Below are 13,042 nucleotides of genomic sequence, written 5' to 3'. Positions count from 1 at the left end.
CTCGTACTGCGTTGGTCAGCCGGCGCGGAAGGTTTTGCGGTAGGCGAGGGGGGAGACGCCTAGTTCGGTACGGAGGTGGTGGCGGAGTGACGCCGCCGTACCGAGGCCGGCCGTTTCCGCGACGCGGTCGACCGGCAGGTCCGTCGTCTCCAGCAGGTGGCACGCGTGCCGAACGCGTTGCTGCAGCAGCCAGGTGCCAGGAGACTGCCCTGTCTCAGCCTTGAACCTCCGGCTGAACGTCCGCACGCTCATCCGCGCCTGCTCGGCCAACGTGCCGAGACTCAGTTCCTGATCGAGCCGTTCGAGCGCCCAGGCCCGGGTCGGCCCCGTCCCCTCGGTGCCCTCGTCCGGCATCACCCGCTCGATGTACTGCGACTGCCCGCCATCGCGCCACGGCGGTACGACGCAGTGCCGGGCGGACCGATTCGCGACCTCGCTCCCGAAGTCGCGCCGCACCAGATGGAGGCAGAGATCCACGCCGGCCGCCAGCCCGGCCGAGGTGATGATGTCGCCGTCGTCGATGAACAGGAGGTCCTCGTTGAGCAGCACCTTGGGATAGAGCGCACGGAACAGGTCGGCACGCTGCCAATGCGTGGTCGCCGGTCGTCCGTCGAGCAGCCCGGCCGCGGCGAGTACGAACGCGCCCGTGCAGATCGACGCGATCCGGGCACCGGGCCGGATCAGCGCGAGCGCTTCGGCGACCTCGGCCGGCAACGTGCCTTCGTGGCGCGGCTGCGGGATGTAGGTGCCGGGAATGATCACCGTGTCGGCCTCGGCGAGTTCCTCCATGCCGTAGTCCGGGACGAGTGAGAACCCGGCGGCGGAGCGGACCGGCGCAGTGGTGAGCCCGCAGATGCGTACGTCGTACAGGGGAGTGCCGTCGGAGCGGGTCGCGTTGCCGAAGACGGTCGGGGGGATCGTCAGGTCGAAACCGACGACCGGTTCGAGCGCCAGGACGGCGATCCGGTGCGGTTTCACGACGTGCAGACGATCGCTGGAGGCGGTCTTCGAGGCCATGGCCATATCTTGACACATGGTGGCGGTCCGGCCACTGTTTCCGCGACGGATTCTCCGTCATCCTCGCTGGGTGACAGTGATCCTGGAGAAGAAGACTGCCCGGCTGCACCGCGCCTGGCCGGTCGCTGCTGTCGGTTTCATCACCCTGATCGGCGCCGCCGGGTTCCGGTCGGTCCCGAGCGTGTTGCTCGATCCGCTGCACGAGGAGTTCGGCTGGTCGCACGCCACGATCTCCACCGCGGTGTCGATCAACCTGATGCTGTACGGGCTGATCTCGCCGTTCGCCGCGGCGCTGATGGACAAGCTCGGCCTGCGTCGCGTCGTCAGTGGAGCACTGGTGCTGATCGCGCTCGGCAGCGGTCTGACCGTCTTCATGACCTCGTCGTGGCAGCTCCTGCTCTGCTGGGGGCTGCTGGTCGGTGTCGGCACCGGATCGATGTCGATGACGTTCGTCGCGACGATCACAGGGCGCTGGTTCGTAGAGCGCCGTGGACTCGTCACGGGCATCCTCACTGCTGCCGGCGCTACCGGTCAGCTGGTCTTCCTGCCGCTGATTGCACACCTGGCCGGCGCTTATGGATGGCGGGTGCCCGCTCTGGTTGCTACTGGTGCCGCGCTGGCCGTAGTACCGCTCGTCCTGCTCTTCCTGCGGGACTATCCGAGTGATGTCGGGCTGCGGGCGTATGGCGCTCCGGAGGGAAGTACTGCGGGACAGCGTGTGGAGACGACTGGAAACAGTGCGATGCGGGCCTTGAGTGCGCTCTGGAGGGCGATGCATCGTCCTGCGTTCTGGATGCTTGCAGGTGGGTTCGCGATCTGTGGTGCCTCGACGAACGGGCTGGTCGGCACACACTTCGTCACCGCCGCGCACGACCACGGGATGCCACCGACCACGGCCGCGTCACTGCTCGCGTTGGTCGGTGTCTTCGATGTCGGCGGCACGATCGTCTCGGGATGGCTGACGGATCGCTGGGATCCGCGGTATCTGCTGATCGCGTACTACTCGCTTCGCGGACTCTCGCTGCTGGTGTTGCCGTCTCTGCTCGGGCCGACGGCGCAGCCGAGCGTCTGGGTGTTCATCATCTTCTACGGCCTGGACTGGGTGGCGACCGTGCCGCCGACGGTTGCGCTGTGCCGCGAGTGGTTCGGGGTGGACGGGCCGATCGTGTTCGGCTGGGTGTTCGCGTCGCACCAGATCGGCGCGGCGATCGCGGCGACCGGCGCCGGGGCGATCCGGGACGCTCAGGGCAGCTACAACCTCGCGTGGTATCTCGCCGGTGGGTTGTGCGCGGCGGCCGCTCTGATGTCCGCGAGCGTCGGCAGGCGTTTGTCGCCGGCTTGAGACTCTCCGCTAGCCTCGACAATGGTTGAGGTCTAGGGAAGGGCGCATGTGGACATCGAACCTGGTGAGCTGACGGTCGGGCAGTTGGCGGAGCGCAGCGGGGTCGCGATCTCGGCCCTGCACTTCTACGAACGGCAGAACCTGATCGTCAGCCGCCGTACCTCCGGCAACCAGCGACGCTACAAACGGGACACACTGCGAAGGGTCGCGCTGATCCGGATCGCGCAACGGGTCGGTATCCCGCTCGCCGAGGTCGCCGCGATCCTGGCGTTGCTGCCGGACAACCGCACGCCGACACGGCAGGACTGGGCGCGCATCTCCGAGTGCTGGGAGGCGGAACTCGACAAACGCATCCTGCACCTCGAACAACTCCGCAACGACTTCAAGGATTGCGTCGGCTGCGGCTGCCTCTCCCTGGACCGCTGCGCCCTGGCCAACCCGTACGACGTACTCGCGACCCAAGGTCCCGGCCCGCAACGCCTGGTCGACCCCACCGGCAACCCCTGCCACCCCACCTCCTGCGCCAGCGCCTGAACCTGACCTACCCGATCTCACCTACTCGATCTCACCTACCGGCTCGACTCACCGGTGCCTGCCCACCTACCGGTTCGACTCGCCGATTTTTCGACGAAATCCGCGAGTCGAACCGGTGGGTGGGCAGGAAACCAGCGAGTCGAGCCGGTAAGTCGACAGGTCGTCTGAGAAAGGCGGGGTGCCGAGATCGGCAGGTCGTACCGGGGGTGCTTTGCCTTTATCCACAGGGGTTGAGGTCGGCGCGAGCGAACTGGGGGTGCGGGCGTCTAGGGTCTTGGGTATGGGTGAGTTGCTGAAGTTGACCGATGATCGGGCGAGTACCGCGGCGGGTGTGATCCGCGCGATCGCCGGTGATGCCGCGCGGTTGCGGGACGACCAGGAGACCGCGGTCGCCGCGTTGTGCGAGCCGAACGCGCGGGTCCTTGTCGTGCAGGCGACCGGCTGGGGCAAGTCCGCGGTCTACTGGGCAGCCACCGCCATCCGCAGATCCGAAGGCGCCGGACCAACCCTCGTCGTCTCCCCACTGCTTTCCCTGATGCGCGACCAGGTGGCCGCCGCGGCTCGCGCCGGTCTCCGCGCCGCCACCCTAAATTCGTCGAACGTCGACGAATGGTCCGGCATCGAGGACGCGCTCCGCTCAGGCGGGATCGACGTACTCCTGGTCTCGCCGGAGCGGCTGGCGAACCCCGGCTTCGGCCGGCGCGTGCTCGACGGACTGGCCGGACAGATCGGCCTGCTCGTCATCGACGAGGCGCACGCGGTCTCGGACTGGGGCCACGACTTCCGGCCGGACTACCGCCGAGTCTCCGACGTACTACAGAAGCTGAACCCCCAGACCCCAGTCCTCGCAACAACAGCGACCGCGAACGCGCGCGTGACCGAAGACGTGGCCCATCAGCTAGGGGAGTCGACCCTTGTACTACGCGGGCCGCTGGCCCGGTCGAGTCTCCAGCTCTCCGTGGTCGACGCGTTGTCGCCGCTCGACCGGTTCGCATGGGTCGTCGACCAGCTGCCGAAGCTGCCTGGTTCGGGCATCGTCTACACGCTGACCGTCTCCGATGCGCAGCGCCTCGCGGCCGCGATCCAGGAGGTGCATGGTCCCGCGGTGCCGGTCGCGGCGTACACCGGCGGGCTGGAGGCGACCGAACGGGAGAACCTCGAGGACGCGCTGCGCGGGAATCATCTGAAGGCGTTGGTCGCAACCTCTGCGCTGGGGATGGGGTACGACAAGCCTGACCTCGGCTTCGTCGTGCACGTGGGTTCGCCGCCGTCGCCGGTGTCGTACTACCAGCAGGTCGGCCGTGCCGGGCGGGGAATCGACCATGCGGTGGTCGCCCTGTTGCCGTCCCCTGCAGACGCCGGCGTCTGGGACTACTTCGCCACAGCGACGATCCCCGTGCCGGAGCACGTCAGCAGGCTGCTCCACGGGCTCGAAGCCTACGGACCGGACCAGCCGGCGACTGTCCCGTCGCTCGAGGCGGAGACCGGGCTGCGTCGAGGACGGGTCGAGTTGATGCTGAAGCAGCTCGCGGTCGACGGTGCGGTCGAGCGGGTGGAGAAGGGCTGGATCCGCACCTCGGCCGACTGGACGTTCGACGCGGACCACTACGACGGCATCGTCTCCGTACGCCGGCGCGAGGCCGACATCATGCGGGCCTACACCCGCGGCGAACGTTGCCTGATGCAACTACTGCAGGAATCGCTGGACGATCCGTCGGCCGAACGGTGTGGACGCTGTTCGGTCTGCCTCGGACTGCTGCCGGATCCGTTGACCGCGAAGCCGGATCCGGAGACAGTGCAGGCGGTGACCCGGCTACTTCGTGGTGAGACGCACGTGCTGGAGCCGCGGAAGATGTGGCCGGGTGGTGCGTTCGGGGCGAAGGGGAGGATCCCACCGGCGTTGATGGCTGAGCCGGGGCGCACCATCGTGTTCGCCGATGCGCCGGAGTGGCGCGAGGTGATCAGCGAGACCTTCAACTCCGGTACTGGGGGAGACCCTGCTGCGCTCGATGCCTTGAAGGCCGGCTGTGTCGCGGCGTTGTCCCGTTGGCGCGATGCGTGGTCCCGTCGCCCGGAGGTCGTCGTCGCTCTTCCCGCGGCCGGCTACCGCTGGCTGACCACCGAGATCGCCAACCACCTCGCGGAGATCGGCCGGCTCGAACGCGCCGAACTCACCGTCGACGCCTCAGCCTGGGCCGACGACCTCTCCTCCGCCGAAGAGGCTCGCGTCTGGCGAGACGGCCTCAGCATCGACCCGCCGACGTCCCAGGCGATCGCCGACAAGACCGTCCTTCTGGTCGTAGACGCCTCGTCTTCCCAATGGCCGATCACAGTCGCCGCCGCCAAACTCCGCGAGTCCGGCGCCCATGCAGTTCTTCCCCTCCTACTCCACCGAAAGCCCTAGCGAGCGCCCTCACTTCGCGGCCGGGTGCTCACCAACTTCGAAGTTGCTGCTCGCCAAGGCGCCGTCCTCACCCCGGTCATGCGAACCCGGCAAACCACCACCGCCGGAGGTAGTCAGCACCCGCCCCCGCCGGAGGTAGTCAGCACCCGCCCCCGCCGGAGGTAGTCAGCACCCTCGCCCGCCGGAGGTAGTCAGCAGCCGCCCGCCGGGGTGGGCAGCACCCTCCGCCGGAGGTAGCCAGCACCCACCCGCCGGGGGTAGGCAGCAGCCACCCCCGCCGGAGGTAGGCAGCAGCCACCCCCGCCGGAGGTAGGCAGCACCCATCCCTGCTCATGCTTCGGCGGGCTCGGGCTCGGGAGCGTTCGGCTGACTGGGGTCCGCGGGGAGCGACTCAGCGAAGGTTTTGAGGTCGGAGATCAGGCGGGTCCAGCCGTCTTCGATCAGGGCGCGGAGGGCGCTGCCTGGTTCGAAGCCGGTGTGGATGACGGTGAGTTTGACCTGGTCGCCGACCGGTTCCAGGTCGAAGCTCGCCTGGGAGAGGGGTTCGGCGGCCAGTTTGTCGCGCAGTTCGTCGTCCATCTCCGTCGCCCTGGCGAACTCCGGCGTGATGTGGTGCCAGGTGAACGCGAGCCGCCGGTACGGATCGTGCTCCAGCACGACCTGACCCGGTCCCGCCATCGTCACCTCGCCCATCTTCCACTCCATCGGCGAGCCGACCTTCCAGTCGGTGTCGTGGGTGACACCCCAGTACTGCTGGGTGAACTCCGGATCGGTGAGGACCTGCCAGAGTCGCTCCGGTGTGGTCTTGATGTACGTGGTGTAAACGAAATCGTTGTCGCTCATCGTTTCCTCCTCCAAGGAGTTCTTGAGATCGGCGAAGAACTGCACCCTCCGCCGGTCGTACTGCGTGATCCAGCGGTCGGCGATGGCGTTGATCGGCTCCGCGTTCAGGTAGTGCAACTTCTCCCGCCCGCGCCAGGCGGTGGTGACGAGATTGGCTCCTTCGAGCACGGCGAGGTGCTTGCTGACCGACTGCCGAGCCATCTCAAGCCCTGCGCAGAGCTCCCGCAGCGTCTGTCCGTTCTGCTGATTGAGCCGGTCGAGCAACCGCCGCCGGCTCGGATCGGCCAACGCCCGGAACACTTCGTCGTCCATCGCCACTCCCCGCTTCAACAGCCAGGCCAGCCAATATGCAGCCCATCGGCTGCGTATCTGACAATAGGCACCCAAGCGGCTGCATGTCAAAGGAGACTCCGATTCGTATGTCACTAACTATTGATTTACTTACGAGGCCGGAGCATGCTTGTAACTGTTCAGTTAGATACAGTTGGCAAGGAGGAGCTGGACATGACAACCACACTGATCACCGGAGCGAACAAAGGGCTCGGCTACGAGACGGCTCGCCAGTTGGTGGCTGCTGGACACACGGTTTACGTAGGGGCTCGCGATGCCGAGCGCGGCGCCCAGGCGGCCGAGCGGCTAGGGGCGAGGTTCGTTCAGATCGACGTCACCGATGACGCTTCGGTCGCTGCGGCGGCCAAGCAGATCGAGGCCGATGGTGGCCTGGACGTGCTGGTCAACAATGCCGGGATCGAGGAGCGTACGGCCGACGGAGGGTTCGTTGCGGCCACGGAGTTGACGGCCGACAACCTGCGGGAGGGTTTCGAGACCAACGTCTTCGGGCTCGTTCGCGTCACCCACGCGTTCCTTCCGCTGCTTCAGCGTTCGGCGGCTCCGGTCATCGTGAACGTGAGCAGTGGACTCGGGCTGACGCGGGACCTGGCCTCCCCGGACGCGCCCGCGCGGTTCTACCCAGGGATCACCTATCCGGCGACGAAGGCGGCGGTCAACATGGTCACGGTGCAGTACGCGAAGGCGTTCCCCGGCATCCGCATCAACGCCGCGGACCCCGGATTCACCGCCACCGATCTGAACCACAACACCGGAACGCAGACGGTCGAGCAAGGAGCCGCGAGCATCGTGCGCCTGGCCCAGGTCGGCCAGGACGGCCCGACCGGCGGCTTCTTCGACGCCAACGGACCAGTGGCCTGGTGACGACCTGTCCGAGCCCGATTCGTCCGCAGGCGCGGTGATCGCCATGTCCGAGGCGGCCGCGCGGAAACCACGTCCGCGCAACGCGACGGCGACCAAGGCGTTGCTGCTCAAGGCAGCGACCGAAGAGTTCGCCGAGTACGGATTCGCCGGCGCGCGGATCGACCGGATCGCCGAACGCGCCGGTGCGAACAAGCGCCTGCTCTACGTCTACTTCGGTGACAAGAACCAGCTGTTCGACGCCGTCGTACAAGAGCAGACCGATGCCGTCCTCAAGGCTGCTCCGATGGACGACGGTGACCTGTGTGAGTTCGCGATCGCCCGTTTCGACTACGTGCTGGCCAACCCCGACGCACGACGGATCGCTGCCTGGCGCACCTTCGAGCAGACCGAGCCCTCCGACGCTGAGCGGGCGGCATTCCGGGCACGAATCGAAGCAGTCGAGAAGGCGCAACGTGCCGGGCGAATCCGGACGGACATCCCGGCGGCGGACCTCTTCGCCTTCGTCTTGCGGATGACCGAGAGCTGGCTGAGCGCCCCACCCGCACTCCAAGCCGCTGGCGGTGGCGATCCGCTCTCACCCGAGCGGGTGCAACAACACCGCGCCGCGCTGCAGACCGCCGTACGCAGCCTGGTCGCCCAGTCGTAAGCGCTCGAGTGGTGCGGTTTGGCGTCCGCCACAGGCCACCGGACGGCGGCCCCGCTCGTGGTGTCGCGGCAGGTGTTCCCACGAGGGGACTTCAGGCCAGTTCGGAGAAGAAGGCGGTGAGGTCGTCGGCCAGAAGGACTGGTTCCTCGCGGGCCGCGAAGTGTCCTCCGCGGGGCATGGTGGTGTAGCGGGTGAGGTTGTAGGTCCGCTCGACCCATTCGCGGGGTGGCCGGCCTCCGAGGTCGTAGGGGAAGAGCGCGACCGCGGTCGGCACCTCGACACGTTCGACGCTCGGCCTGAGTCCGTGGGCCCGCTCGTAGTAGGGCCGGAACGACGTCGAGATCGTGTTGGTGAACCAGTACAGCGATGCCTGGGTCAGCAGGAAGTCGTCGCCGAACCGGCGGGCCGGGTCGCCGTCGCAGTCGCTCCACGCGCGGTACTTCTCGAGGATCCAGGCGAGCAGGCCCGATGGGGAGTCGGACAGGCCCTGGGCGAGGGTCAGTGGGCGGGTCTGCTGCTGGTGGGAGTAGCCGCGTTCGGCGTCGAACCACGCCTCCTCTGCTGCCAGATAAGCGCGTTCTTCGTGGGTCAGCCCTGCAGGGTCGTCGCTTTGCGGTCCGGCGACGTCCAGGATGTGCAGTCCGGCCACCGCCTCCGGGTGGGCCTGCGCGAGCAAGCTGGCCTCACCTGAACCGAGATCGGAGCCGTGTACGCCGTACCGCTCGAAACCGAGAACGTCGTGCATGAGCTGGTGCCAGATGTCGTGGGTCAGCGGGGCCTGGTCGAGGGTGGGCCGCTGCGGGGACAGTCCGAACCCGGGCAGGCTCGGGACGACAACGGTGAACGAGTTCTCCGGGCTGCCGCCGTAGCGCGAGGGCGTGGCCAACCGGTCGGCCAGGTCTGTCAGTTCGAGGAACGAACTAGGCCAGCCGTTGGCCAGCAGAAGCGGTAGCGCCCCGTCGCGCTCGGCGTCGAAACGCAGATAGTGCACCGACGTGTCGCCGACGTCGGCGAACCCGGACGGCAGGGCGTTGATCGCCGCTTCGTGCTTGCGCCAGTCGTACGCCGTGGACCAGTAGCCAACCAGTCGACGCAACTCGTCGCTGTCGGTACCGGCTGTCCAGGCCTCGACCGGCCATGGCTTCGGCCACCGCGTCCCGTGCAGGCGTGCGCGGAGGTCATCGAGGTCGGCGTCGGGCACCGTGAGTACTTGTTGGGGGCTGAGCATCCTCTGCATCCCTTCTGTCGACACCATTGAACGCTAACAGTGGTGTCGCGCCTTCGCAACACCAGTAAATGTGTATGGTGGTGTCGTGGATGGATTGGACCTGATCGCCGAGTTCCTCAATACGGTCGACCAGCGATCGTTCAGCCGGCATGGCCGGAGTCATGCCGGCGGTGAACGGCTGGCGTCGCCGGGCGATCTGGCGGACTGGCTGGCGGAGTGCGACCTGCTCGCGGCCGGTGATGAGTTGGGGCCGGAGGATCTGACGGCCGCCATCGCTCTTCGTACGGCGCTGCGTCAATCGCTCTCAGGTGAGCTCGATGCCGCCGTGGCGTTCGCGGACTATCCGCTTCAACTGGTCCACGACGGCGCAGGCAGGCTGCGAATCGCTGCACGGTCGGGCAGGCCATGGCTCGACACCATCGTGGAGACCGTGGTTCTGACCGTGGGCCGCGGAGAGTGGAACCGGGTCAAGCTCTGCGCGGCGCCGGACTGCCGGTGGGCCTTCCATGACACCTCGCGCAGTGGTCGAGGGCGCTGGTGCGACATGAACATCTGCGGCAACCGCCACAAGACCCGTGTCTACCGCGAACGCCACCAGCAAGCCGGATGATCTAGAAGGAGTACGCAGACATGATGGCGGCGGATGTTCGTGCGGTCCCGGATCTACGCTACGAGGCTCACCTGCTGTCCACTGGTGGCGACTTGGTGGCCTGCCGGCTCTGACCGCTGGTTCGCGTGATGCGCAGGACCTTCTGGCGCTGGTCCGCGTCGTCGGCGATCAGCCACTTAGGGACCAGAACGCCGGTGATCGTGCTGAGTGTCGCTCCCTCTTGTCAGGTGGCTAACAACAAATCAAGGGCTGCTGACGTCGCTGCGGTAAAAACGATTGAAGTGGCAACCTTTCTGCTCTGGGTGGCAACTGGGGTGTACCGACGAGGACGAGCCGCGGTCAGCGGTACGCCTCTCTGCCAACACCCGATCGGAGCACTACGTGTCACCAGACGACCCGCGATCCGCCGAGCAGCCGTTGCCTCGGGGTCGCACGCGCCGTCGCCGGATGCACCGGCACTTTGTTGTCGCGGCGGCGGTGCTCGCCGCCTCGGCCGGTGTCGGCCTGGCGCCCAGCGCGGGCGCCGCGCCGACCTTCCGCATCCGTGTGGACGCCGGCGCCTCCTTGGGGACGGTGCCCAGCAGTGGTGCCGGCCTCAACACCGGCTTCGGCGACGACCATATGGGGACCGCCCAGGTGTCATCGCTGATGAAGGCGGCGGGAGTTCGGCAGCTGCGCTATCCCGGCGGCTCAGGCGCGGACGACTACCACTGGAAGACCCACACCTCCGGCGACGGCACCGGCTGGATCCCGTCCAACACCGACTTCGACCACTTCATGGCGACCGCGAAGAGGGTCGGCGCCCGGCCGATCCTGACCGCGAACTACGGTTCCGGCACCGTCCAGGAGGCCGCCGACTGGGTCAAGTACGCCAACGTCGACAAGGGTTACGGCGTTAAGTACTGGGAGATCGGCAACGAGGTCTACGGCAACGGGCACTACGGCGACGGCAAGGGCTGGGAAAGGGACGATCACGCCGACAAGAGCCCGAGGGAGTACGGGAAGAACCTGGTCGCCTACTCGAAGGCGATGAAGGCCGTGGACCCGACGGTGAAGATCGGAGCGGTGCTCACCACGCCCGGCGGCTGGCCGGACAAGGAGAAGGCTGCCGGTGATACCGCCGACTGGAACAACACGGTGCTCTCCATCGCGGGAAGCTCGATCGACTTCGTCATCGTCCACTGGTATCCGGGCGGCACCACCACGGCCGACCTGCTGAACACCCCCTCCAACATCGCCGCCACCACGTCCGAGCTGCGCTCGCTGATCGCCAAGTACACGGGCTCGCGCGCCGCTTCGGTGGAGATCGCGGTCACCGAGACCGACGCCGTCGGCTCGCCCGCCTTGACCAGCCAGGCCGCAGCCCTGTTCGCGCCGGACACCTACATGACCTGGTTCGAGCAGGGCGCCACGCATGTGGACTGGTGGAACCTCCACAACGGCACGGACCAAGCACCCACCACCGTCCACGGCCAGACCGACTACCAGGACGGGGGCATTCTCTCCGCTGGAACCTGCGCCGGAGGGAAGTGCGAACCGCCGCGCGACACGCCCTTCCCCACCTACTGGGGCATCCGCTCGCTGACCGCACTGGTGAAGCCTGGCGACACCATGGTGAAGTCGTCCTCGGGCAACTCGTCGGTTGCCGTGCACGCGGTGCGAAACAGCACCGGCGGTCTGAACGTCATGCTGATCAACAAGAGCCCGCAGGACGCGGCGCCGGTGTCGATCTCGTACGCCGGATTCACCCCGGCCGCAGGGGCGGTCACGACCGTTTCGTATACCAAGGGAGGCACCGCCTTGACGACGGCGAAGCGGGGCACGGCGGTCGCACAGACGCTGCCGCCGTACTCGATCACGACTCTTCAGCTGAAGCCCGCGTCGGGGACCCCTGGCGCTGACAAGCCGACGCCCACTCCCACACCGAGCGCCGGTACGTCGGCCGCCCCCACGCCGACCGCCGGTACGCCGACCGCCGCCACACCGGTTGTCTCCGCGGGCGGGACGACCGGAACTCGTGCGCAGGCGGAGGCCGGCGCACCGGTCGGCCGCCAGACCCCGAGCAACAGGTCCGGCGGCCTGGCTTCGACCGGGATGAGCAACTCCGTCACGTACGGCGCCCTCGGTGGCCTGCTGCTCGTCGCTGCCGGCGGCGTGCTGCTGTTTCGCGGACGTCGCCGCAAGGCTTTGCACGGGAAGTGAAACCGTGTGAGTGACTGACGGCCCGGCAGCAACGCCACCCACCCCGTGGCGTGAGTGCCGGGCCGTTTGCCGTCCAGGGCGACCAAAAATCGTGTTGACGGTTGTCGCAGGATGGGAGGGTGGACATCACCAGTCTCGGTTACCGGACGGATCTGAAACTCATCGAGCTGGCCGGGAGTGAGCTGACCGACCGAGGCGAGTACGTCGTGGTCCGGACGCCCGCCAACCCGTCGTACTGGTGGGGCAACTACCTGCTCTTCCGTACGCCGTTCGCCGCCGGTCAGGTCGCCGCGCGACTCGAGTTGTTCCGAAGCGAGTTCCCGGCGGCGAAACATGTTGCCCTGGGCATCGACAACATCGACGGTCAGGTTGGTGCCGAGGAGGAGCTCGTTGCGGCGGGCTTCGGTATCGAGCGGTACACGGCGATGACGGCGACGGACGTGATCGCACCGGCGCGGCCGAACGAAGCAGCGCAGTACAGGTTTCTGGCGAGCGATGACGACTGGGAGCAGCTCACTGCGCTGAACCTGGCGACGGCGGATCAGGTAGTGGACGCCTCTTACGAGGAGTTCAATCGGCGGAAGATCGAGGCTGCGCGTGGGTTGGTGGAGTCGGGGCAGGCGGTGTGGTTCGGCGCGTTCGAAGGGGAGCGGTTACTGGCGTCGCTCGGGTTGGTGCCGGACGGTCAGGGTGCGGCGCGGTTCCAGTCGGTGCAGACGCATCCGGACGCGCGCGGGAAGGGGCTCGCGAGCACGCTGGTGTACCGCGCGTCGACGTACGGGCTCGGTGAGCTCGGCGCCGAGACGCTGGTGATGGTCGCGGACCCGGACTACTTGGCCATCCGCATCTACCGCGCCCTGGGCTTCACCGACACCGAAACCCAAACCCAACTCCTCATCCCCGCCCCCAAACAAGCATGAGGGGGCGGCGCTGCTCCAACCGCGCGGGTGACCGGAGTGGGCCGAGGGGCGCGAGTGCTGCTGCGCTCGGGCGGGCGTGAAAGG

The 13,042-nt window shown here is 67.5% G+C and carries 11 protein-coding genes; 8 read left to right on the top strand and 3 right to left on the bottom strand.

Annotated elements, in window-relative coordinates; genetic code table 11:
• Window positions 1-15: 15 nt before the first annotated feature.
• A complete protein-coding gene (locus ABZ004_RS10835; RefSeq protein WP_355679595.1) occupies window positions 16-1,017 on the bottom strand; it encodes a helix-turn-helix domain-containing protein in 1,002 nt (333 codons plus the stop codon).
• A gap of 70 nt (window positions 1,018-1,087) precedes the next feature.
• On the opposite strand from ABZ004_RS10835, the gene ABZ004_RS10830 reads away from it, so the two are divergent.
• The 3 genes from ABZ004_RS10830 (at window position 1,088) to ABZ004_RS10820 (ending at window position 5,297) form a co-directional block, all read left to right on the top strand.
• Window positions 1,088-2,359, top strand: coding sequence for an MFS transporter (locus tag ABZ004_RS10830; RefSeq protein ID WP_355679594.1), 1,272 nt, complete (start codon window positions 1,088-1,090; stop codon window positions 2,357-2,359).
• A 48-nt stretch (window positions 2,360-2,407) separates the two neighbouring features.
• Window positions 2,408-2,893, top strand: a complete 486-nt coding sequence (soxR, locus tag ABZ004_RS10825) for a redox-sensitive transcriptional activator SoxR (RefSeq protein ID WP_355679593.1) — start codon at window positions 2,408-2,410, stop codon at window positions 2,891-2,893.
• Between the two features lie 280 nt (window positions 2,894-3,173).
• On the top strand, window positions 3,174-5,297 hold the full coding sequence (locus tag ABZ004_RS10820; protein WP_355679592.1) for a DEAD/DEAH box helicase: 2,124 nt from the start codon (window positions 3,174-3,176) through the stop codon (window positions 5,295-5,297).
• 330 nt (window positions 5,298-5,627) lie between these two features.
• Here ABZ004_RS10820 and ABZ004_RS10815 read toward each other — a convergent pair whose 3' ends face one another.
• Entirely contained in the window at window positions 5,628-6,452 is an 825-nt protein-coding gene (locus ABZ004_RS10815; protein WP_355679591.1) for a metalloregulator ArsR/SmtB family transcription factor, read from the bottom strand.
• Window positions 6,453-6,644: 192 nt separating this feature from the next.
• Here ABZ004_RS10815 and ABZ004_RS10810 point away from each other — a divergent pair, with 192 nt between their 5' ends.
• Complete coding sequence (locus ABZ004_RS10810) at window positions 6,645-7,352, top strand: SDR family NAD(P)-dependent oxidoreductase (RefSeq protein WP_355679590.1); 708 nt, start codon at window positions 6,645-6,647, stop codon at window positions 7,350-7,352.
• A 43-nt stretch (window positions 7,353-7,395) separates the two neighbouring features.
• Window positions 7,396-7,998, top strand: a complete 603-nt coding sequence (locus tag ABZ004_RS10805; RefSeq protein WP_355679589.1) for a TetR family transcriptional regulator — start codon at window positions 7,396-7,398, stop codon at window positions 7,996-7,998.
• A 91-nt stretch (window positions 7,999-8,089) separates the two neighbouring features.
• Here the strand turns inward: ABZ004_RS10805 and ABZ004_RS10800 are convergent, their stop codons facing one another.
• Window positions 8,090-9,226 carry an epoxide hydrolase family protein gene (locus tag ABZ004_RS10800; RefSeq protein WP_355679588.1) on the bottom strand — a complete coding sequence of 379 codons (1,137 nt, stop codon included), beginning with the start codon at window positions 9,224-9,226 and terminating at the stop codon, window positions 8,090-8,092.
• Window positions 9,227-9,320: 94 nt separating this feature from the next.
• Between ABZ004_RS10800 and ABZ004_RS10795 the strand changes: the two genes are divergently transcribed.
• The 3 genes from ABZ004_RS10795 (at window position 9,321) to ABZ004_RS10785 (ending at window position 12,958) form a co-directional block, all read left to right on the top strand.
• Window positions 9,321-9,836 (top strand): CGNR zinc finger domain-containing protein, encoded by a 516-nt coding sequence (locus ABZ004_RS10795; RefSeq protein WP_355679587.1) that lies wholly within the window; start codon window positions 9,321-9,323, stop codon window positions 9,834-9,836.
• 447 nt (window positions 9,837-10,283) lie between these two features.
• Window positions 10,284-12,038 carry an LPXTG cell wall anchor domain-containing protein gene (locus ABZ004_RS10790; RefSeq protein ID WP_355679586.1) on the top strand — a complete coding sequence of 585 codons (1,755 nt, stop codon included), beginning with the start codon at window positions 10,284-10,286 and terminating at the stop codon, window positions 12,036-12,038.
• Window positions 12,039-12,157: 119 nt separating this feature from the next.
• On the top strand, window positions 12,158-12,958 hold the full coding sequence (locus ABZ004_RS10785; RefSeq protein ID WP_355679585.1) for a GNAT family N-acetyltransferase: 801 nt from the start codon (window positions 12,158-12,160) through the stop codon (window positions 12,956-12,958).
• Window positions 12,959-13,042: the final 84 nt, after the last annotated feature.

Source organism: Kribbella sp. NPDC006257, from assembly GCF_040613535.1.
Taxonomy (GTDB): Bacteria; Actinomycetota; Actinomycetes; order Propionibacteriales; family Kribbellaceae; genus Kribbella.
This window is presented reverse-complemented; position numbering and strand designations above follow the sequence as displayed.

Coding starts and splice junctions, on each gene's coding strand:
- ABZ004_RS10800 (WP_355679588.1), bottom strand. CDS start 9,226: ATGCTCAGCCCCCAACAAGTACTCACGGTGCCCGACGCCGACCTCGAT.
- ABZ004_RS10815 (WP_355679591.1), bottom strand. CDS start 6,452: ATGGACGACGAAGTGTTCCGGGCGTTGGCCGATCCGAGCCGGCGGCGG.
- ABZ004_RS10805 (WP_355679589.1), top strand. CDS start 7,396: ATGTCCGAGGCGGCCGCGCGGAAACCACGTCCGCGCAACGCGACGGCG.
- ABZ004_RS10820 (WP_355679592.1), top strand. CDS start 3,174: ATGGGTGAGTTGCTGAAGTTGACCGATGATCGGGCGAGTACCGCGGCG.
- ABZ004_RS10790 (WP_355679586.1), top strand. CDS start 10,284: ATGCACCGGCACTTTGTTGTCGCGGCGGCGGTGCTCGCCGCCTCGGCC.
- ABZ004_RS10835 (WP_355679595.1), bottom strand. CDS start 1,017: ATGGCCTCGAAGACCGCCTCCAGCGATCGTCTGCACGTCGTGAAACCG.
- ABZ004_RS10810 (WP_355679590.1), top strand. CDS start 6,645: ATGACAACCACACTGATCACCGGAGCGAACAAAGGGCTCGGCTACGAG.